This is a genomic window from Vibrio sp. QJM3NY_26 (genome assembly GCF_057786005.1).
In genome coordinates, this window is record NZ_CM173516.1 from 1,807,671 (window position 1) to 1,831,655 (window position 23,985).

Annotated in this window: 4 protein-coding genes and 1 pseudogene; 3 read left to right on the forward strand and 2 right to left on the reverse strand. The window is 46.7% G+C overall.

The window, feature by feature from the left end:
- Window positions 1–3 precede the first annotated feature (3 nt).
- Window positions 4–900: a sigma-70 family RNA polymerase sigma factor gene (locus AC3CH4_RS23350; protein WP_054546945.1), complete on the forward strand. Its 897-nt coding sequence runs from the start codon at window positions 4–6 to the stop codon at window positions 898–900.
- A 232-nt stretch (window positions 901–1,132) separates the two neighbouring features.
- Here the strand turns inward: AC3CH4_RS23350 and AC3CH4_RS23355 are convergent, their stop codons facing one another.
- Both AC3CH4_RS23355 and AC3CH4_RS23360 read right to left on the reverse strand, forming a co-directional pair.
- Window positions 1,133–1,486, reverse strand: a complete 354-nt coding sequence (locus AC3CH4_RS23355; RefSeq protein WP_017079131.1) for a hypothetical protein — start codon at window positions 1,484–1,486, stop codon at window positions 1,133–1,135.
- Between the two features lie 221 nt (window positions 1,487–1,707).
- Window positions 1,708–22,083 (reverse strand): tandem-95 repeat protein, encoded by a 20,376-nt coding sequence (locus AC3CH4_RS23360; RefSeq protein WP_488543930.1) that lies wholly within the window; start codon window positions 22,081–22,083, stop codon window positions 1,708–1,710.
- Window positions 22,084–22,269: 186 nt separating this feature from the next.
- Between AC3CH4_RS23360 and AC3CH4_RS23365 the strand changes: the two are divergent.
- Window positions 22,270–22,631: pseudogene (locus AC3CH4_RS23365) on the forward strand (hypothetical protein).
- A gap of 3 nt (window positions 22,632–22,634) precedes the next feature.
- Complete coding sequence (locus AC3CH4_RS23370) at window positions 22,635–23,984, forward strand: HlyD family type I secretion periplasmic adaptor subunit (protein WP_016799357.1); 1,350 nt, start codon at window positions 22,635–22,637, stop codon at window positions 23,982–23,984.
- Window position 23,985: the final 1 nt, after the last annotated feature.

Genomic DNA, 23,985 nt, shown 5'->3' on the forward strand with positions numbered 1-23,985 from the left:
GAAATGAACAATGACAGTTTTGCTGCGTTTCAAGGGTTCACGGATGACACACCCATTAAAGAATCATTTTCTACCACTGCAGAACCTTATGCTCACTATCTAAAGGATATTGTGGGGATTGATCTGCTGTCGCGTGAAGATGAGGTGTATTACGCAAAATTGAATCGCGCTGGTGACAAGCAAGCACGTGACATCATGATCGAATCAAACCTGCGACTTGTTGTAAAAATCGCAAAGAGTTACCTAAAACGTAAAGGCAACAACTTCACGCTGCTCGACCTTATCGAAGAAGGTAACATCGGCTTAATCAAAGCAATCGATAAATACGATCCCGAACCCGGTTATCGCTTTTCGACTTACGCCGTATGGTGGATTCGAGAGAATATTGAAGCGGCATTGATGAACAAAGGTCGTACTGTCCGATTGCCCGCCCACGTATGCAAAGAAATAAACAGCCTCGCGTCCAAGAAGCTCGATGTAAGTAAAAAAATGAGTAAAGAGATTTCTATTTCAGAGTTGTCAGACAGCTCTGGCGTAAAGGCAAAACGTGTCGACCAACTCGTGGCGCTTAGCGGGTTTATTGACGTAACAACAACGGTTGGTATCAGCCACGCACCGATAGTACTTGAACAGTGTGAAAGTGAGTATATCCCTGACCCGCAAAAAGATTGTGAAGATCAGTCTTTTACCCAAGCTCTAGAGCAAATCATAAACACACTGCCACCCAAATTACAGAAGGTTCTCATTCACCGTTTTGGTTTCTTTGATAACAAGGTGAAAACACTGTCTGAGGTGGGACAAATGCAAGATGTAAATGTTTCTAATGAGCGTGTTAGACAAATGCAGAAAGAAGCAGTCGAGAGAATTCAAAAACGACTCAAATTTGATGGTTGGGTGTAAGTCTCAACCCTACTGAGAAGTTATAACGACAGGAAAGAACAATAACGTTAGACAAAAGCATCGTTAATTGAGAGCAACAACGTTAGGTAAAAAGAACCTTAAGGGTGAGCCTCAAAGCTTGCCCTTTTTGTTTGCCTGATTCGCTAGAAAAACAAAAAGATCGTAAGCACACGAACCGTAAGTCGCTAATGGCTAATGGCTAATGGCTAATGAGAAGTGCCACAGCATTCACTTACCTTAAAGAAGTGACTCGCTCACTGCGTAAAATGAGATAATTGATGTAAGTGGTTTCAAGGCAATCTTGTTCCCACACAGATAAAATCCGTTTGGCCGCAAAATAATAATCTTTGTTTCTCAACAGCATCCCAACGGTGCCGCTGAGCTTTTCAAATCGAACGTGATCGCTCGCAGAGATGTAGTCATCTTCACTTTCAATAATGGGTGCTAAACCATCAGCAAACCAATTATTCAATATTTCTCGCATCTCTAATTCAGACTCAGGCACATCCACACTCGACAACTCACGATGTTGAGGTGGCGGCACGATGTACTTCGACGCTTGCGGTGAACTAACATAACGATACATGTCGTCCCTCCTTTCTAACTAACTCGTCTAATAATTAAGGACATTTTTATCTGTTCTCAAGTTTATTTAACGAAACAAACAATATTATTTAGAAGAACAAGCAAGAAAAAAGCCATGTATCAATAACCCTACATGGCTTTAATGAGGGCAACTTTACGCTGCCCTATCTACTTGTTGGTTTAGACTAAATGTCGGTTCAGACTAAAACTAAGCCCTCTCGATTAAATCGAGCTTTGGTCGAAGTCGTTGCCTTGATCGGTTCCAGTTTGAGAATCTGAATCGAAGCTTCCAGAGTCATCCGTGAAGTCAACACCTTGATCTTGACCACCTGAACTTGTCCAGTCGCTGCCTCCAGATTCCATACCCGCCATGTCCGGTTGCTGCTCTTGCGTAGAACCTTGCATGGTGTATTGATCATCGACCTCAACTTCAACAGAACCGCTAGCACCGTCTATTGAACTACCCAATTCGTCGTAACCTTGGAATTGGATCTCGCTAGTCCCTTCGTAACCTTCTGGAAGTTCAACGGATACAGGCTGCTCTAGGTTGCCACTGATTGTGAAGCTACCATCACCGTTATCCAGTGCGTTGCTCACAGTAGCGCCCTCAGGTAGACCAGACATATCAGCGTAATCAACCGATTCGTTACCACTTACCTCATCTGGAATCGAGATAGAGATGGTATCACCCGGTGCCGCGGTTATATCTGCTGTACTGTCTTCAGTTTCAGCATCTTGAGCTTGGTCATCAGCTTGTTGAGCCACTTCCACTTGTTGCTCTTCTGTTGCTTGAGCAGCTTGGACTTGTGGTTCATCACTTTGTACTGAATCATCTTCAACTTGGATGCTTAAGCTATGACTTGATACTTCACCGCCGTCGTTAACTTCAACATTCATCGCTAAGTTGCCATCGAAGTCTTCGTTCGGCCAGTAAGTCCACTCACCTTCACCTGATTCGGCAAAGAAGCCAGCATCGTTCGCGTCTGCAACATCAACAACTTGTGCAGAATCACTCACGCCCAACTCATCCACCAGCTGTGCATCCGTGATAGTTAGTGAACCATCATCAGCTAAGGCATAACCTTCACTCGCCGCTGCTTCATCTCCGCCTTGGATATCCACATTGAAGAAGCTTTCGATGCGATTTTCGCCATCGGTCGCTATAAATCCAACTTGAACATCATCGGTGTAGTCTTCAGCAGGTGTGAATTGATAGTTACCTTGGTTATCGCTCTCAATTACGCCCTGACCTTCCATCAAGCTTACTGACTCAATGCTCATGCTATCGCCTTCTGCATCGCTCAGGTTCGCTAACATGTCTTCATCAGTGAACGACAAGGTTGCATCAGCTGCGATTTCCGTCGTTGTGATGCTGTTAACTTCTGGTGCTGCATTCTCTTGTGAGTCGCCTTCTTTCACGACTACGCCAGTTTGCTCATCATGAAGCACGCCATCTTTATCAACTACGTACGCAATGTCTGCTTCGCCCGTGAAGCCTGGTGCTGGTGTGAACGTCCAAGTGCCATCGCCATTATCGACAATCTCACCTTGGCTGCGGTCAGCAAGATGAACCAGTTTCACTTCATCATCGCTGTCAGCATCCACATTCTCAGCCAAACCGATTAGGTCGTCCGCCGTTAGGATGATGGAATCACCCGCTACGGTTTCGAAATCACCAGAATCGATGCCATCTTCAAACGCTTCCGGCTCATCTCCGTAATCAACCGTTGTTGCGCTAACCGTTACGAAGAACTCACCATGGAAGTCTTCAGGAGGCGTCATTTGAATGTTTGAGATATCCCAATCGAACAGGTCGATGTATTGACCCGGCTCGGTGATCATCACGGTATTCACACCATCTGTTACCTCGAATCCAACAGGGAAACCTGTCATCACTAGGTTACTCAGTGTCTCTGAGTCATCGACTAGGCCAACATTCAGTCCTAAGTGACCGGTTTCATCCTCACCGAACACCAATGGACCGTCATGGTCAGTTGAAATAACCGCGCCATCTGCGACAGGACGTACGAACACAGGAACATCGAGAACGGTTTCAAACTCACCGTCACTCACGACAACTTGTAGGTCAGAAACACCCGCAAAGTCGCCTGTTGGTGTGAATGTCCACGTACCATCACCGTTGTCTGTTACTTCTCCGCCATCTTCACCGTCTGCGGTGATAATGCGAGAAACAACAAGGTCAGCGGTATCAATGTCACCGAACAAGTTCATCAAGTCGCCAGCATCGAAGGTGAACGCGCCATCTTCGTCTGTGGTCATCATTGCGTTGCCGACATTGAATGGTGCGTCGTTAACCGGAATGACATCCACATTCAGCGAGCCATCAACCACTTCTTCGCCGTCAGTCGCTTGATAACCCAGTTCTACCAAGCCATTGAAGTCTTGCGTAGTCACTAAGTGATACATGCCGTCTGGTTGCTGAGTTAAGGTCGCGTTCGCTGGAGCTCGAACTGTGATGCTTTCAATGCTGATATCGTCGCCATCAAGGTCTGTCACTTGATCCGCGATGTAAGCTGGGTCAATCACCATGACCACATCTTCTTCGCCTTGCATCTCAATCATTGGTGCTTCAGGTGCATCATTCACTGGCGTGACATCGATGTTGCCGTCGACTGAAATTGTCTCTTGGCCATCGCTAACGTTAAACGTCATTGGCACATCGCCATTGAAGTTTTCGTTTGGCGTAAATGACCAAGTACCATCTTCGTTGTCTAGCAACTCACCCAAGCTAGAGTCGATTTGTAGACCAGAAGCTGACAGCTCATCTGCGGTGTTATCGATGTCGGTAGCTTGAGCTAACAACATGTCTTGTGTGATAATAATGGTGCTGTCTTCGGCTGTGGTTAGTTTCACATCCTCCGACTCTGGTCCATCGTTCACAGCCAGAACTTCGATACCTGCCGTTGTTGTTGCAGTTGCACCGTCATCATCGGTCACGACCACATCTAGGCTGATATCACCATTAAAGTTCTCGTTTGGCGTGAAGGTCACAGACCCATTATCGTTTTGAACCAAGGTGCCGTCAGAGCCTGAGTAAGTCACGCTTTCAAGCGACACTTCACCATCAACGTCAGAACTGTTAGCAATCAACTGTTCAGGGCTAATGGTAATCGTGCCATCTTCGTTCATTTGGTAAGACGTAGAACCCGCTACCGGCGCATCATTCACATCCGTTACCGTCACATCAATATTGGCATCGACTGTTTCAGTGCCATCAGTCACTGTGAAGCCAAGGTTTACATCGCCATTGAAGTTCTCGTTTGGAGCAAAGCTATAAGTGCCATCGCCATTTTCAGTGAACACACCTTCTGCGCCCGTGTAAGACACATCCGTGATAGACAAGTCATCGCCGTCAATGTCTGCAGCGCCTGCTAATAGGTCAGCGTCAGTGAAGGTTAACGTACCATCTTCCTCAACGGTAAAGCTCTGGTCAGCAGCCGTTGGTAAGTCGTTCACTGGGTTAACGGTTAGGTCTACGCCAGCTTGGACTGTCTCGATACCGTCTGAAACATCGAAGCTTAGGTCTATGTCGCCGTTGAAGTCAGCATCCGGAGTGATAGTAAATGAACCATCATCGTTCGCTGTTACGGTCGCATTGTCACCTGCAGATAGGTTGCTTGCGGTCAGTGCATCACCATCAACATCGGATGCGTTAGCCAGCAACTGCTCTTGCGATAGCGTAATTGAACCGTCTTCATCAACTGAGTAGGCCACGTTTCCGGCAACAGGTGCGTCATTAACTGCAATGACTTCAATACCAGCGGTAGTCTGAGCCGTCGCACCGTCGTCATCAATAACCGTCACATCAAGGTTGATGTCGCCGTTAAAGTTTTCGTTTGGTGCGAACGTTACCGAACCATCTTCATTTTGAACCAAGATACCGTCTGCACCTGAGTAGCTCACGCTATCAAGCGACACGTCACCGTCCACATCGGAGCTATTAGCAATCAACTGCTCAGGGCTCAATGTAATAGTGCCATCTTCGTTCATTTGGTAAGACGTTGCGCCTGCCACTGGTGCATCGTTAACGTCTGTTACCGTGACGTCGATGTTTGAATCAACCGTCTCTGTACCGTCAGATACTGAGAAGTCCAGACTTACTTCACCATTGAAGTTTTCGTTTGGAGCAAAGGTGTAAGTGCCATCGCCATTGTCGGTGAACACACCCTCTGAGCCAGTGTAAGACACATCGGCAACTGAAAGCTCGTCACCATCAATATCAGAGGCACCCGCTAGCAGTTGCTCGTCTGTAAAGGTAAGTGAACCGTCTTCTTCAATGGTGTAAGCGACATCTTCTACAACCGCAATGTCATTCACTGGATTCACAGTAAGGTCGGCCGTTGCAACAACCGTTTCAGTACCATCAGAAAGGTCGAAGCTAAGGTCAATGTCGCCATTGAAGTCGGCATCCGGAGTAATGGTAAATGAACCATCATCGTTTGCCGTAACGGTAGCGTTATCACCCGCAGTTAGGTTGGCAGCGGTAAGATCATCGCCGTCCACATCCGATGCTTGAGCTAGCAATTGTTCTTGGCTTAGCGTGATTGAACCATCTTCATCTACTGAGTAAGCCAAGTCGCCAGATACTGGAGCATCGTTGACTGCGATAACATCAATACCCGCCGTCGTTTCAGCGGTTGCACCGTCTTCATCAGCAACCGTCACATCTAGGCTGACATTGCCGTTGAAGTTTTCATTTGGTGCAAAGCTGTATGTACCATCACCATTGTCGGTAAATATGCCGTCTGCACCCGAGTACGAAACATCACTTACGGATACATCACCTTCAATGTCTGAGCTGTTTGCCAGAAGTTGTGCGTCAGATAGTATAATGACGTTGTCTTCGTCGACACTGTAAGCCGTAGAACCCGCTACTGGTAAGTCATTTACTGCTATGACATCAATACCTGCTGTGGTTTCGGCCGTTGCACCATCTTCATCCATAATGGACACATCAAGACTGATGTCACCGTTAAAGTTTTCGTTTGGCGAGAAGGTGTAAGTGCCATTACCATTGTCAGTGAACACGCCATCTGTGCCGCTGTAACTTACATCGCTAACAAACACTTCCCCTTCAACATCCGAACTGTTCGTCAGAAGTTGTGCATCGCTTAGGGTTATGCTGCCATCCTCTTCAACACTGTAAGCGGTGGTTCCAGCAACCGGTACGTCATTAATTGGGACAACTTGCACATCAATGTTTGCCGATACAACATCGGTACCGTCACTGACATCGTAAGTTAGGTCAACGTTACCATTGAAGTTCTCGTTTGGAGCAAAGGTATAAGTACCATCGCCATTATCCGTGAACACACCGTCGGTGCCTTCGTAATTAACCGATTCGACAGAAAGGTTCTCGCCATCAATATCCGTTGCACCAGCCAATAGCTGTTCATCGGTAAAGATCAACGACCCATCTTCATTAATGGTGTAGTCGTGGTCGTAAATAACAGAAAGGTCGTTAACTGCTGTAACGGTAACGTCTAGTTCTGCTGGAGTAATCCCACCGTTGCCATCGTCCACGTTATAGCTAATCGAGAATTCACCATTGAAGTTCTCTTCAGGAGTGATGGTGTAAGTGCCGTCACCATTGTCAGTGATAAGTGCGTTCTCAATTGAGACGTCTCCAACACTTGGTTCGTTACCACCCGTTTCACCAGAGCCTCCATCTTCATCACCCGTTAGCAACTCAGAGATATCAATGCCGTTTTCATTCGTGAGCGCTTCTTCAGCCGTTGGTAAATCAAACGCATTCTCGCTGCCTACATCTTGGCTTGGAACCACAACGCCATTAACGATATCGAATACATGCCAGTGGTCACCCGATGGGCTTTCAGATAAATCAGGGCTAAAGGTTTCAACCAATGTATCGCCAACAAATACCTGAACCTGTACATCTTCAACACCATCTACATCCCAACTTCTGCTGGTGTAGTTGTGTACTGAATAGTGCATGTCCGCATCTTGGTAGTTTGGAATGGTGATGGTTTCAGGACCACCGCCATTCGTATCATCTACATCTTGCTGAACGACATTACCTTCACCCAAATCATGGCTCATGTCGCGATAGTAAATATGGTCTAGCTCACTGCCATTCTCTGTATCGTAGAGCCATAGGTGGTTGTCCATATCACGTGGACTGTCACCCCATGTGACCACGATACGCATATCTGTTTCTTCAAGGACTTCAGATATTGCAGTCACGCCACCATTGGTATCTTCGCCTGCTGGAACTAGGAAACTGCTAGTAATTGAGCCTTCTTGTTCAATCGTAACGGTACCTTGGTCAACAACAGGACCGCTCACAGAGTAGTTACCGGATTGATCCGTCTCCGCCGTGTAAGAATGACCAGCGTTGTCGGTTAGCGTAACATCCGCACCTGCGATTGGATTGCCAGTTTCAGCATCCAACACAGTACCAGTAACGGTCGTTTCATCGCCCTGCTCTCCGATAATTGCGGTCATGTCATCGTCTTCGATGTCAGTCGCGAATTGTAGGAGCTCTTCTTGAGTAATGGTGTATGAACCGTCTTCTTCAATGGTTATCGCCACATCAGCAGAAACAATTGGCGCGTCGTTAACTGGGTCAACGGTTAAGCCTAAGTTAGCGGCAATTGGTGTGTCGCCATCGCTGATGCTGTAGGCAACGTCGATGTAGCCATTGAAGTTTTCGCTTGGAGTGATTGAGAACGTACCATCGCCATTATCGACAATCGTTGCGTCGTCACCCACTAAGGTTAAGTCGGAAGCGACAAGGTCATCTCCCTCAATATCAGCGGCATTCGCAAGTAGCTGCTCCTGTGTGATAGTGATGACATTATCTTCATCAACGTTCGCATATACATCAGATGTCGTTGGCAAGTCGTTGACTGGGTTTACCGTCAGATCGGCGTTTGCCACAATTGACTCTGTACCATCCGAAATATCAAAGCTTAGGTCGATATCGCCATTGAAGTTCGCATCTGGCGTTACCGTAAAGGTGCCATCACCATTATCAACAACGGTTGCATTATCGCCTGCGCTTAAGTTACTTGCGGTCAGATCATCGCCATCCACATCAGATGCTTGAGACAGCAACTGCTCTTGAGTCAGAGTAATGGAACCATCTTCATCAATGCTGTATGCCAAATCACCCGATACAGGTGGATCGTTAATTGGAAGAACATCAATACTTGCGCTAGTGGCTACTGTCGCACCTTCTTCATCTGTCACCACTACATCTAGGCTAACATCGCCATCGAAGTTTGCGTTCGGTGCAAAGCTGAATGTGCCGTTACCGTTGTCAGTAAAGATACCGTCAGCGCCTGTGTAAGTAACGCTATCAATCGCCACTTCGCCTTCAATATCCGAAGCGTTCGCCAACAGTTGCTCTGCACTGATGGTGATAACTTCATCTTCGTTGACTGAGTAGCTGGTTGAGCCTGCGATTGGCGGATCGTTCACCTCAAGTACAGTGATTCCCGCTGTGGTCGCTTCTGTTGCCCCTTCTTCATCGGTAACAACAACCGCTAAGCTCACATCACCATTGAAGTTCTCGTTTGGCGAGAAAGTATAAGTGCCGTCACCGTTGTCTTCAAAGACACCATCACTGCCAGTGTAAGTCACGCTATCAATCGCAACCTCACCTTCAATATCTGAAGAGTTGGCTAATAACTGTTCATTACTGATCGTGATTGAGTTGTCTTCATCCACAGTGTAAGACGTGCTGCCCGCCACTGGTGGATCGTTCTCAGGCGTCACGCTCACATCAATGTTGGCTTGAACCGTATCCGTTCCATCTGAGACATCAAAGCTGAAGTTCACATCACCATTGAAGTTCTCGTTTGGCGCAAAGCTGTAGCTTCCGTCACCATTGTCGGTAAGCACACCATCAGCACCCGTGTATGTCACACCTTCGACTGTTAGGTCATCACCTTCAACATCCGTTGCACCCGTTAACAGGTCAGCGTCAGTGAAGTTAAGAACCCCATCTTCACCAATAGTGAATGCTTGGTCTTGTGGCTCTGGCGCATCATTGACAGGTGTTACCGTCAAGTCTAGGCCTGCAGCGACCATGTCTTCCCCATCAGTTACATCGTAACTAAATTCGATATTACCGTTGAAGTTTTCACTCGGTGTAATGGTGAAACTGCCATCGTCGTTCATTTGAACGGTCGCATTTTCATCATTGGTGGTTAGGTTGATTGCTGATAGGTCATCACCATCAATGTCGACAGCGTGCTCTAGCAACTGCTCTTGAGTTAGCGTGATGCTGTTATCTTCGGCTGTCACGGCACTGATATCACCATCAACTTCTGGAGCATCGTTCGCTGGCGAAATGTGAATCTTCACATCTTGTGTTGCCGTTGCGGTGGTGCCCGTATCAACATCAGTCGACGTCGCATTCACGGTTAGAACCACATCCCCATTGAAGTCACCTGAAGGGATAAACTCTAGCCCTTCTAGCTCGCCAGGTTGCAATGACCAAGTGCCATCACCGTTATCAGTACCTGCAGAAAGCGAGCTGCCTTCCGGCACATCTTCAATCAAAATAGCAAGGTTTTCTGAACCATCGGTATCGGTTAGAGCGGCATCAATATCGAGTGGTACAGGTGTATCTTCGGTACCAATGATTTGGTAATCCGCGTCAGACACTGTGATTTCAATGTTATCGATGCCAAACGACTCATCACTCACACCTTGGTTCAAGGTTGAACCGAAGCCTAACTCAAGTTGGCCGTCTTCAACGGGTACCGTTAGGTTGATTTGGTGTGCTTGGTCGTTCCAACCACTGAAGCCTTCACCTTGCGACACGCCATGGACAACTTCACCCACTTCATTGCCCGCTGAATCGTACAACGTTGTCGTGCCATCTTGAGTTTGGAACGCCGAGTTGTCTAACGAAGTAAGCTCTTCGCCGCCGACAAAAATTTGGAATGACTCACCATCCCAAGAATCAATTTCGTAGAAACTGAACGAGATATTAACTTCGCTCACATCACTTGGAATGTCGTAAGTTTTGCTGACAGCTTCATCGCCACCAGTGCCACCAATACGACCCAGCATGTCACCTGATTCGAAGCCTTGTGAGCTTTCAGTACCGGTATTCCAACCGTTTGAGCCAGACTCGAAGTTGTCTGAAGCAATCACTAGGTCAGAAGCAATCGACAGCTCTGGCATATCAACCACAGATTGAACATCAATCGTCGCTTCTGCTGGTACTGTCGCTGTACCGTCATTCACGTCGAACGTCACATTCACATTGCCGTCGAAGTTTTCATTCGGTGCGAATGTATAAGTACCGTCGCCGTTATCAACCAAAGTACCGCTATCTGAAGCCACATTTTCAACCGATAGGTTATCGCCATCAATGTCGCCCGCATTTTGCAGCAGTTGCTCTTCTGTAAAGGTAAAGCTCGTGTCTTCTTGAGTCACAAACTGTGGCTCACCGACAGTTGGCAAGTCATTGACAGGGTTAACGGTAAGATCAGCCGTTGCTTGAAGCGTCGCATCACCATCGGTAATGTCGAAGTTCAAATCAATGTCGCCATTGAAGTTAGCATCTGGCGTGATAGTGAAACTACCATCATCGTTTGCAGTGACGGTCGCATCACCACCAACAGTTAGATTAGCCGCTGTTAAGTCATCGCCGTCAATGTCACCAGCTTGAGCAAGTAATTGCTCTTGGCTCAAGGTAATTGAACCATCTTCGTCCACGCTGTACGCCAAGTCGCCCGATACCGGAGCATCGTTAACAGGCAGAACATCAATGCTTGCTGTGGTAGTTGCGGTTGCGCCTTCTTCATCAGTAACGACAACATCAAGGCTTACATCGCCATCGAAGTTAGCGTTAGGTGCGAAGCTGAATGTTCCGTCACCATTGTCGCTAAAGATACCGTCTGAACCGGTGTAGTTAACGCTATCAATCGCCACTTCACCTTCTATATCAGAAGCGTTCGCCAACAGTTGCTCTGAACTGATGGTGATAACTTCGTCCTCGTTGACTGAGTAGCTCGTTGAACCTGCGATTGGTGGATCGTTCACCTCAAGTACAGTAATACCCGCGGTGGTCGATTCAGTTGCACCCTCTTCATCGGTAACGACAACATCAAGGCTAACTTCGCCGTTGAAGTTTTCGTTTGGTGAGAAGGTGTAAGTACCGTCACCGTTGTCTTCAAAGACACCATCAGCGCCAGTGTAAGTCACGCTGTCAACGGCCACATCACCTTCAATGTCCGAAGAGTTAGCAAGTAACTGTTCGTCGCTGATGGTAATTGAGTTGTCTTCATGAACGGTGTAAGACGTGCTACCTGCAACCGGTGGATCATTCTCTGGTGTCACGCTGACATCAATGTTGGCTTGAACCGTATCCGTGCCATCTGACACATCAAAACTGAAGTTCACATCACCATTGAAGTTCTCGTTTGGCGCAAAGCTGTAGCTTCCGTCGCCATTATCAGTAAGAACACCGTCCGCACCTGTGTAAGTAACACCTTCAACCGATAGGTCATCTCCATCAATGTCGGTCGCACCTGTCAGCAAGTCTTCATCAGTGAAGCTCAAGACGCCGTCTTCGCCAATGCTGAACGTTTGATCTTGTGGTTGTGGAAGGTCATTAACTGGGTTAACGGTGAGGTCAGCCGTCGCAACAAGCGTATCTGTACCGTCGCTAATGTCGAACGTTAGGTCAATGTCACCATTGAAGTTCGCATCAGGGGTAATGGTAAAGCTGCCGTCATCGTTAGCAACAACCGTCGCGTCTCCATCAACAATCAAGTTAGAAGCAGTAAGGTCGTCGCCATCTACATCACTGGCTTGAGAAAGAAGCTGCTCTTGGCTCAAGGTAATCGAACCGTCTTCCTCAACACTGTATGCTAGGTCGCCTGATACTGGTACATCGTTGATTGGTAATACATCAACCGTAATAAACGTATCAACTTGAGCGCCGTCTTCATCTTGAATGGTCACATCCAACTGCACTTGGCCGTTGAAGTTTTCATTCGGTGCGAAGCTACATGTACCGTCACCATTGATTGAGAAGATTCCGTCTGGGCCATCGTAGTTAATCTCAACAAGCTCAACATCACCTTCAATATCAGAAGCGTTCAACAGAACTTGAGACTCATTGAAAGTCAGTACTGAATCTTCATCGATGGTGTATGACGTTGGCCCAGCAACTGGCGGATCGTTCACCTCAAGGACAGTAATACCCGCAGTTGTTTCTTCGGTCGCGCCATCTTCATCCGTCACGACAACATCTAGGCTAACTTCGCCATTGAAGTTCTCGTTTGGCGAGAAGGTATATGTGCCGTCACCGTTGATTTCCAGAACACCGTCGCTACCACTGTAAGTCACGTTATCAATTGCGACTTCGCCTTCGATATCCGAAGAGTTCGCTAGCAGTTGCTCGTTGCTGATTGTAATAGAGTTGTCTTCATGAACCGTGTAAGACGTACTACCCGCAACCGGAGGATCATTCTCTGGCGTCACGCTCACATCAATGTTAGCGGTTACCGTATCGGTACCATCTGATACATTGAACGAGAAATTCACATCGCCATTGAAGTTTTCGTTTGGCGCGAAACTGTAGGTGCCATCGCCATTATCGGTTAGGACACCGTCTGCGCCAGTGTAAGTTACACCTTCAACACTTAGGTCATCTCCCTCAATGTCCGTCGCGCCCGTTAATAGGTCTTGGTCATTGAAAGTTAACACGCCATCTTCACCAACTGTGAATGCCTGGTCTTGTGCTTCTGGACCATCGTTCACTGGTGAAACTGTTAGCTCTAGGTTGGTAGAGACAACATCATCACCATCAGACACATCAAACGTAAAGCTAACATCGCCATTGAAGTCAGCATCTGGCGTTAATGTGTACGTACCATCACCGTTATCTGTGATAGTTACGCTCTCATCATCGGTTGCTAAATTCAGAGCTGTCAGCTGGTCGCCATCGAGATCACGAGCATTAGCTAACAAGTCTTCTTGCGTAATGATGATAGAACCATCTTCTTCCACAGTAGCAGCAACAGGAAGTGCTTCAGGTGCATGTTCAATGTGGGCGCCTGTCGCGTTAATGTAGATGGTTTGAGAGACCGTTTCAGAATCATCATTCGATAGCTCTGTTGCGGTTGCTGTTACATGAACTTCAAGCTGTTCGTTGAAGTCTTCTGGTAACTGGATTTGTAGTGCATTTTCGATAGCCGTTGTTGGTAGGTTCACCGTACCATCAGGACCAACCGTCACTTCACCACTGTAGATTTGGCTGTTCACTTCACCGACATCGATTGTGAAGTTGAAGTCTGAATAGTCAGCATCACCGCCGCCATACAAATCTTCAAATCCGTAAACCAGCTCGCCGTCTTCATTAACCGTCGTGCGCGTATGTTCGATACCATCTTGGTTTAGCTGAGAGCTTGAACCACCATGGAAGATCGCGTCACCATTCTGCCCTTGCACCACGGTTTCGGTTCCATCAGCAGCAACGAAGACAAGTTGAGGATCAACCGTGTCCATGTTCGCAGGCGACCCATCCTCAGCACGGAACTCGTACTGACCGTCTTGCATCGCATCAAAGTCGTTGTGTTGATGCCCGTTTGGAATTAAGAACAGGTTAAAGCTCTCACCCTCCTCAACTTGGAAGCTGAACTGATCTTGCCCAGGGACAAGGTCACCGCCGCCACCCACTTGTGATGCATTCTCGTAGACAACTTCAACACCTGTGATGTTGCCGTCTTCATCGACTTTGTAGTAACCCGCTGCATTTTGGTATCCCGCGGTTTCGCCTTCAAACGTTACTGTGATTTCAGTATCGTTGTAACTGGTGATACCGTTTTCTTGGTCATTCAGAACGCCTTCGTTATCGTATTGAATAACCGAACCTTCTGGCACACCATCTACAGTTACGGTAAGTGTTTCAGACAAGTCTTGGTCGACAAGCGCCGCTGCAATATTCAGTTCAACAATGCCGCCTGGCTCAACCAAAATCGCTTGGTCATCGACGTTAACGCCATCGCTATCGGTAATCACAAGATCCGGCGCATCTGCGACCGCTTCAATGTGAACATTGAGGTCTTGTTCTACTTCAGTTGTGCCATCGGTAACTGTAAAACTGAACTGTAGATCGCCACTAAAGTGCTCTTCAGGAACGAAGCTGAACGTGCCATCGCCGTTATCGGTGACTGTGCCTTCATCACCAGAGTAATTGATGCTAGTAACGCTTAAGTCGTCGCCATCAATATCAATCGCACCACTCAACAGATCTTCTTGAGTGAACAGGATGCTGCCATCCTCTTCAATGTGGTACATGCCTGGAGCAACGATTGGAATGTCATTCACCGGATTCACGGTCAATGTCATGTCATTAGACGTGCTCAGCTCACCGTCGCTCACCTCATAAGTGAATGCGATATCACCATTGAAGTTTTCCGAAGGCGTCACTGTGTACGTGCCATCACCATTATTTACGATGGTGGCGTTTGGATCATTGGTTTCCAGCGCACTCGCAAACAGCTCATCACCATCTTGATCGCTCGCGCTTTCCAACAACATCTCTTGTGTAACGAGAATTGAACCATCTTCGTCGACATCTGCAACCATTGGCGTCGCTTCTGGCGTGTCATTGACGAACTCAACTTTTAGGTCAATGTTTGCGGCAACCACGTCAGTGCCATCGCTCACATCAAACGCTAAATCAACATTGCCGAAGAAACCCTGCTCTGGCGTTAATGTGTATGTACCGTCACCGTTGTCCGTGACTTCTACCGTGTCGCTCGCGCTAGTCACATTCACAACAGACAGCTCATCGCCTTCAACGTCTGTCGCTTGTGCTAATAGCTCAGCTTCGGTAATGGTGATTGCTTGACCATCTTCCGTTGTGAAAGACATATCCGGTACGTCTGGCGCATCGTTGATTGGATTTACGGTCAGGTTAAGATCGGCTGCCACTGTCTCAATTGCGTCAGTGACATCGTAAGTGAACTCAATCTCACCAAAGAAGTCTGCACTTGGTGTGATTGTGAAGCTACCGTCTGAGTTTTCTACAATAACCGCATTTGGATCGTTGGTCGCTAAGTTAACGGCTTCAAGGTTATCACCATCGACATCGGTTGCATTCGCCAACAAGTCCTCTTGCGTAATGGTGATTGAACCATCTTCATCAACCGCCGCTTCAATTGGGCCGCTAACTTCAGGGCCTTCGTTGACAATTTCAACGTCGACTGTTGCAATGCTTGGCGCGCTTGCTTGCCCGTCACTGATATCGAAGGTCAGATTCACTTCACCAGAGAAGTTCTCTGCAGGCTCAAAGGTGAACGTATTATCGCCATTATCTGTTAACGTACCTTGCGTTTGGTCTGCAAGTAATAGGTTTTCAACATGAAGAATGTCACCATCGACATCCGTTGCGCCAGACAATAGGTCTTTCGCTTCAATGATCATGGATCCGTTTTCAAGCATTTGGGTGTGCAGTGGTTCGCCCGGAACCGGCACATCATTGACCGGTACAACCGTTAGGTCTAGGTGCGTTGCAACTTCATCAGTACCATCAAACACCTTGTAGTCGATGTCGATTTCACCATTGAAGTTTTCATTCGGCATGAAGGTAAACGTGCCATCGCCGTTGTCGACCAAGTCACCGTGATCACCACCGTAAGTGATGTCAGAAATAGACAGCGTATCGCCTTCCACATCTGTAGTGTTCGCCAATAAATCATCAGCACTGAAAGTAATACCTTGGTCTTCGTCTGTCGATAGCACCATTGGACCAGAAACGATTGGTGCATCATTCACCGACTCGAAGTTAATGTTAATGATGTTGTCGTCGGTCAATTCACCATCGGTAACTTGATAACCCAGTTCGATTTCACCATGGAAGTTTTCATCCGGTGTTACCGTCCAAGTACCATCACCATTATCAGTCAGTGTTGCATGCTCTGAGTTTTCACCCACCAGCTCTAGATTTTGAATATCAAGGTCGTCGCCATCAATATCAGAGGCTTGTGCCAGTAGCTGTTCTTCTGTAATCACAACAGAAGCAAACTGAGCAGAACCTTCCGTATCGATAGTGATATTTGGAAGATCAGCCGTTAGCTCGATTTCGTTGTCACCCGCATGGATGTTCAACTCAACCGTTTCAGTGATTTCAGAACCGTCTACACCAATCGAAGTAAACACTGCTTCATCATGACAGGTTTGTGACACTGTCATGTTTTGAACGACGTAAGTACCATTTCCTTGTACCGTACCGAGTTCAAAGTAAGACACAGGTTCAGAAACAGTAAGCGTGTAATCAGTCTCGTAACCACCACGATCTTCTTTGTGGTAAGTCATCGAGTCAATTAGGTCGCCATCCTCATTGAATGCTTTAATTTCTACTTCTGTAAAGTGACGTGAATCTTCCATGAACCAACCACCTAAACCATCTAGGTGGAAACTGATTTCATTGATGTCTTGACCTTCAACTGAAACTGTCAGTTTTTCATCACCACTCAACCCTTGGCGGTCTGTATCACCGAGGCCATGACCAATGTGAGTATTGCCATTCCAAGCACCTAGAGGATCATCGTTACTTTGAACGGTTACTGTTAAGTCACCATCTGAGAACTCACGTGTGTAAGGGTCAACTTCTGTGCCCCAGTCATCCACACTCGCGTTATCGTCAAACGTACCGATTTGTGTGGTGTGTGTGCCTTCAGCCAGAGCATCTTCACTTGGAACAAAGCGCACTTCTGTATCTGCAGGAACTTCTTGTCCTACTTCCAGTACCACCCATTCATCATTGATATTCGCTTCAATAATGCCGTTTTCTGGCGCTTGGTCTAAACGCAGTGCGGGCTCTTCACGAAGCGTCACGCCAACTGTTTGGTCTTCTTGCGCTTGGATGAAGATTTCTTCGCCCGCTTCTGGCGCATCATTAACTGGGTTAATCGTTAAGTCGAGTGTGGTCAGAACTTCATTGTCACCATCACTGATGCTGTATGTGAAGTCCAACTCGCCATTGAAGTTCTCCGTGTGCGTGATGGTGAATGAACCATCGTCATTAGTAACAATTGTTGCGTCTGGATCGTTGGTTTGTAAGTTAGATGCCGTTAACTCATCACCTTCAACGTCAGTTGCATTCGCAAGTAACTGCTCTTGAGTAATGGTGATTGAATTATCTTCGTCGACTTCAGCCTGAATGCCAGACGTTTCAGGACCGTCATTCACGGCAATAACATCAATGCCAGCTGTGGTTGTCGCCGTTGCACCATCTTCGTCAACCACAACAACATCAAGTGAGATGTCACCGTCGAAGTTTTCATTTGGTGTGAAGGTGTATGTGCCATTACCGTTATCAACGAATGAGCCGTCATCACCAGCGTAACTAACACTTGATAGAGCAACATCACCTTCAACATCGGAAGAATTTGCTAATAACTGCTCATCACTGATGGTGATTTGGCCGTCTTCTTGAACTGTGTAGGACGTTGAACCTGCGACTGGAGGATCGTTCTCTGGCGTCACGCTGACATCGATGACAGCAGCCGTTGAGCCCGTGCCATCAGAAACATCAAATGAGAATTGAACATCGCCATTGAAGTTCTCGTTTGGTGCAAAGCTATATGTGCCGTCACCATTGTCACTAAGAACACCATCAGCCCCCGTGTAGAGCACGTTTTCAATCGACAGCTCATCACCATCAATATCTGACGCACCTGCAAGTAGGTCAGCATCGGTAAATAGTAATGTACCGTCTTCTTCAATCGTGAACTGTTGATCTTGTGCTTGTGGCAAGTCATTCAACGGGTTCACTGTGATATCAAGACCAACTTGAACCTCACCACCATCGTTATCGATGATATCGAAACTCAAGTCTAGGTCGCCGTTGTAATCAGCGTCTGGTGTAATGGTGTAGCTACCATCGTCGTTTTGTTGGATGGTTGCGTTTTCATCGGTCGAAAGGTTAATAGCTTCTAGGTTTTCGCTATCAATATCACCAGCTCGCGCCAATAACTGATCTTGGCTTAGTGTGATTGAGCTGTCTTCATTTATGGTGTAAGCCAAATCGCCCGATACTGGTGGATCGTTAATTGGCAGTACATCAACATTAATCTGTGTCTCTACCGTCGCACCATCTTCATCTTGAATGGTCACACCCAGTTGAACCTGACCATTGAAGTTTTCGTTTGGTGCAAAGCTACATGTACCATCACCATTTACAGTGAAGATACCGTCTTCCCCATCGTAATTGATGCCGACTAGTTCTACATCACCTTCAACATCAGAGGCATTCACTAGAATCTGAGATTCGCTGAACGTCAGTACCGAATCTTCGTCAATGGTGTATGACGTTGGACCTGCGACTGGTGGATCATTCACTTCTAGAACGGTAATGCCCGCGGTGGTCTCATCAATCGAACCATCTTCATCAACAACAATAACGTCAAGGCTGATATCGCCACTGAAGTTTTCATTAGGAAGGAAGGTGTAACTACCGTCACCGTTATCTTGGAACACACCATCGGTGCCACTGTAGGTCACGCTATCAACCGATACCGCACCTTCAATATCCGAAGAGTTAGCTAATAATTGCTCATCAGAAATGGTGATCGCATTGTCTTCATTGACCATATACGAAGTAGAACCCGCAACGGGCGGATCATTCTCAGGCGTTACGCTCACATCAATGTTTGCACTAACCGTTTCTGTGCCATCAGAGACATCGAAACTGAAGTTGACATCGCCATTGAAGTTTTCGTTTGGTGCAAAGGTATAAGTACCATCACCATGGTCTGTTAATACACCGTCACCGCCTGTGTAGCTGATGCCTTCTACGGTGAGGTCATCGCCATCAATATCGGTGGCACCCGTAAGCAGGTCAGCGTCAGTGAATTGCAGTGTGCCGTCTTCCTCAATACTGAATTGTTGATCTTGAGGGACCGGCAAGTCATTCACAGGATTAACGGTTAAGTCCGCTGTAGCTTGAACCGTGTCTGTACCATCTGTGATGTTGAATTGGATATCAACGTCACCGTTAAAGTTCGCATCTGGAACAATGGTGAAGCTACCGTCATCATTAGCGGTTACCGTTGCGTTACCATCAACCGTTAGATCGCTCGCGGTTAGGTCTTCGCCTTCAATATCGGACGCTTGAGACAACAACTGATCTTGGCTCAATGTGATTGAACCGTCTTCGTTTACGTTATATGCCAAATCACCCGATACTGGTACATCGTTGATTGGCAGAACATCCACGTTGATGACGGTATCAACTTCTGCACCGTCTTCATCACGAATGGTCACATCAAGTTGAACTTGGCCATTAAAGTTCTCATTCGGAGCAAAGCTGCAAGTGCCATCACCATTTACCGAGAAGATACCGTCAGGGCCGTTGTAGTTAATACCAACAAGCTCAACATCCCCTTCTACATCAGAAGCATTCAGTAGCACTTGTGACTCACTGAAGGTCAGTACTGAGTCTTCATCAATGGTGTAAGACGTTGGGCCTGCGACTGGCGGATCATTCACTTCAAGTACGGTGATACCCGCAGTTGTCGCATCGGTTGCACCTTCTTCATCGGCAACCACGACATCTAGAGCAATTTCACCATTGAAGTTCTCGTTTGGCGAGAAGGTGTAAGTGCCGTTACCGTTGATTTCAAGTACACCATCACTACCCGAGTAAGTCACGCTGTCTATCGATACATCACCTTCAATATCTGAAGATGTTGCCAATAGTTGTGCATCAGAAATGGTAATCGAATTGTCTTCATTAACAGTGTAAGACGTAGAGCCAGCAACTGGCGGATCGTTCTCTGGAGTCACGCTAACATCAATGTTTGCAGACACCGTATCGGTGCCGTCTGAAACATCGAAACTAAAGTTCACGTCGCCATTGAAGTTTTCATTTGGCGCAAAGCTGTATGAGCCGTCACCATGGTCTGTCAGTACCCCATCAGTTCCTTCATAACTGATGCCTTCAACCGTTAAATCATCACCTTCGATATCGTTTGCACCAGTTAGCAGATCTGCATCAGTAAACTGCAGCGTACCGTCTTCTTCAATGCTGAACTGTTGATCTTGGGGAACTGGCAGGTCATTGATTGGGTTAACAGTTAAATCGGCAGAGGCTTGAACCGTGTTAGTGCCATCTGAGATATCAAAGCTGATATCGATGTCGCCATTGAAGTTCTCATCTGGCGTGATGGTAAAGCTGCCATCGTCGTTTTGAGTAACTGTCGCATCGCCACCAACCGTTAGGCCACTAGCAGTTAGGTCATCGCCTTCTACATCTGATGCTTGAGACAGCAATTGCTCTTGGCTTAGACGAATCGAACCGTCTTCATCGACTGAGTAAGCTAAGTCGCCAGATACTGGTGCATCATCAACTGCTGTTACGCTTACATCAATGTTTGCAGCAACCGTGTCTGTACCGTCTGATACATCGAAGCCGAAGTTTACATCACCATTGAAGTTTTCATTCGGAGCAAAGGTGTACGTACCATTACCGTTGTCGGTAAGAATGCCATCGCCACCATCGTAGGTCACACCTTCAACAGAAAGGTTGTCGCCTTCAATATCTGTCGCGCCTGTTAACAGCTCTGCGTCGGTGAAGACAAGAGTTCCGTCTTCCTCTATTTCAAACGTTTTATCTTCAGGAACCGGCGCGTCATTAATCGGACGTACCGTTAAATCAATTGCGCTGCTAATCGTTTCTTGGCCGTCAGTGATGTCGAAAGTAAGGTCAAGTTCACCATTGAAGTCAACTGAAGGAACTACTGTGAAAGTACCATCACCATTGTCTTGAACTGTTGCATCAGCACCAACTTGAACGTTAGAGGCAACCAATTCGTCCCCATCTACATCACTTGCGTATTCGAGTAATTGTTCTTGAGTGAATGTTATGGAGCCATCTTCATCCATGATGTAAGCCAGATCTTGTTCTGCTTCTGGCGCGTCATTTTCACTTTCTACATTGATTTGGAAAGTTTCACTCGTCGTTTCAGAATCAAAATCTTCTTCTACTTGATTCGTTGCTTCACCGCTTTGGTCCTGAACATCGACTGCAAACGTTTCTTCTGCGGTTTCCGAGTCTAGATTATCACCACCTTGTGACCCTTCAGAATCTGTTGACGAGCTTGATGCTACTGAAGTTTGTACTGCTTGACCTTGGGCTTGATTGCCTTCTGCATCAACTCCCCCTTCAGATCCGGCTGCACCACCGCCTCCTACTGCCTGTGCGCCTGCACCAGAATCCCCACCACCACTTCCGGATGCGCCTTCAGTACTTCCTCCTTCAGAAGCCACACTGTCGACTACATTAGATTGAGCGGCGTCTGAATCTCCATCGCTTTCTGGTGTCTCTTCTTGAACAGCCGCACCAGAAGCCGATGCTTCTTCCGCATTACCTGCGCCACTTGGATTGTCTTCCAACGCTTGGTTAACTTCGTCTGCTGCATCCGTATTTTCAGCACCCGTCGCTACCGTCGACGCAATCGTGTTCTGTTGATTTTGTTGATTCTGCTGTTGGGAGGGCGTACCCGCGTCGTTCGTGTCCGTCTGTTCTACCGCGTCATTGAGATCTTCATTTTGGTTGTTTTGGTTATTTTCGCCTGCCATTACAGCCTCCGTTGCTACTAGCTAACTGATCGTATTTAGAGGCATTAAAGGACACCATTTTGAAAAACCAAGTTTTTATACAACATTTTTCATATTTTTCTTTTTATACATAAAGAATCAAAAAAAATTTGAAAACTGCCTTTAAACATCCTTAGTTATTGTGATTAAAGCAATTAAGGCAGTGGAATGATGATAGACATGACGAATTTGTTGCGTTCAATCGACAACAACCACAAAGGGCTGCAATTGCTGTTAGGCGACTTTTATAAGGACTTCTCGGACGCACCAATGAACATAGAGACACTTCATAAAGGGAATCGTTTTGACGAACTCAACAACTACTCTAAAAAACTGAAGACCATCTTAACTTTACTGTGCGATCAAGACTTGCCACCCAAAATGGCCAAATTGGAACATTTGAGTAAGCACGAATTCCCTGCGCCGGAAGCGCTTTTAGAGGATGTAAAAACTGAACTACAAAACGTCAATCGACAAATCAATCACTTGCTGGATATTAAGGAAGGGTCGATGACAAGTCATCGAGGTAGGTCATGAGTAATAACCAAATAGAGCACCACCTCAGAAAAGCACTCGTTTCTAATAACGAAGCGTCTAAGGTGACAGCAGATGACACCATCGTACTTGCGAGTGCCATGACCAGCGTTCATAAAACCTTGCTCATCATATTCCTACTCGCTTTGGTCGCTATCGCCGTGGCGTCACAGGCGCGTATCGACATTGTCGTTTCTGTGCGTGGAGAGCTGCTACTGGAATCTGACGTAGAGAAGGTTCAACACCTAGAAGGCGGCATATTAGAAGAGATGTTAGTCCGAAAAGGAGAAGTTGTTTATGAAGGACAACCGATCGCACGAATACGCTCACTAGATCGCAACACACAACTCGATACCGTGAATACCGAAATCACTCAGCTAGAGCTAGACAAAATTCGTTATGAAAGCCTACGCGACATGGTAGAACCAAACTTCGCTTCTTATATCGAAAAATTTCCAGAACAAGTTCAGGTCAACATGAATACGTGGCAACAAGAGTTTTCTAAAAACCGCTCCAACGAAGAGCTCATTACCCATGATATTAAACACAAAAACTCTCTGATTAGGTCGATGCTTAAGCGTCGTAAAAGCTCAGAGAACCAACTATCGCTCATTCGCAAACAACTCAACATCAAAAATACGCTTTATAAAGAAGAGATGGCGTCTTATGTCGACGTTCTTAACATGAAAGTACAAGAGTCGAATATGGTGCGTGAGATTGAGAACCTTGACGAATCGGTGATGAATGAGCGCTTCCAACTCGACAAGCTTGAAAAGCAACACCGTGACTTGGTTGAGAACCGAAACTCTGAGTATCAAGCGCAAATCATTCAAGCGAATAAAGACCTAAAGCTGAAGCGAATCTTACAACCGCAGCATTCCGACAAGGTTGATCGCCTAGTCGTCTACTCTCCGGTGGATGGTGTGGTCGACAAACTGCACTTCAATTTCCGTTCAGCTGTGATTCCGCCAGGCGAGAGTATCGCCGATATTGCCCCAATAAATAATTCGCTACACGGCGAAGCGAAGATTCCACGTAAAGACATGGGATTTGTAGAAATCGGACAGGCTGTGAAGGTAAAAATGGATACCTATAACTTCGCTAAATATGGATTTGTTGAGGGAACCATCGCCTCAATCAGCCGCTCGTCTTATGAAGAAGAAGACGCCGAATTCTATTTAGCAGAGATTGAAATTGACCGAAACTTTCTTGAACGAGGAGGCACTCAATACAAATTATCACCTTATATGGAATTTACCGCCGATGTAAAAACAGGTTCGCGTCGCGTGATCGAATACGCAGCGAAGCCAGTTATGTCTGCCATCGAAGATGCTTTCGATGAGAGGTAAT

Bases quoted from the DNA above. Each gene is read 5' to 3' on its own strand.
- AC3CH4_RS23350 (WP_054546945.1), top strand. From the start codon at position 4: ATGAACAATGACAGTTTTGCTGCGTTTCAAGGGTTCACGGATGACACA.
- AC3CH4_RS23355 (WP_017079131.1), bottom strand. From the start codon at position 1,486: ATGTATCGTTATGTTAGTTCACCGCAAGCGTCGAAGTACATCGTGCCG.
- AC3CH4_RS23360 (WP_488543930.1), bottom strand. From the start codon at position 22,083: ATGGCAGGCGAAAATAACCAAAACAACCAAAATGAAGATCTCAATGAC.
- AC3CH4_RS23370 (WP_016799357.1), top strand. From the start codon at position 22,635: ATGAGTAATAACCAAATAGAGCACCACCTCAGAAAAGCACTCGTTTCT.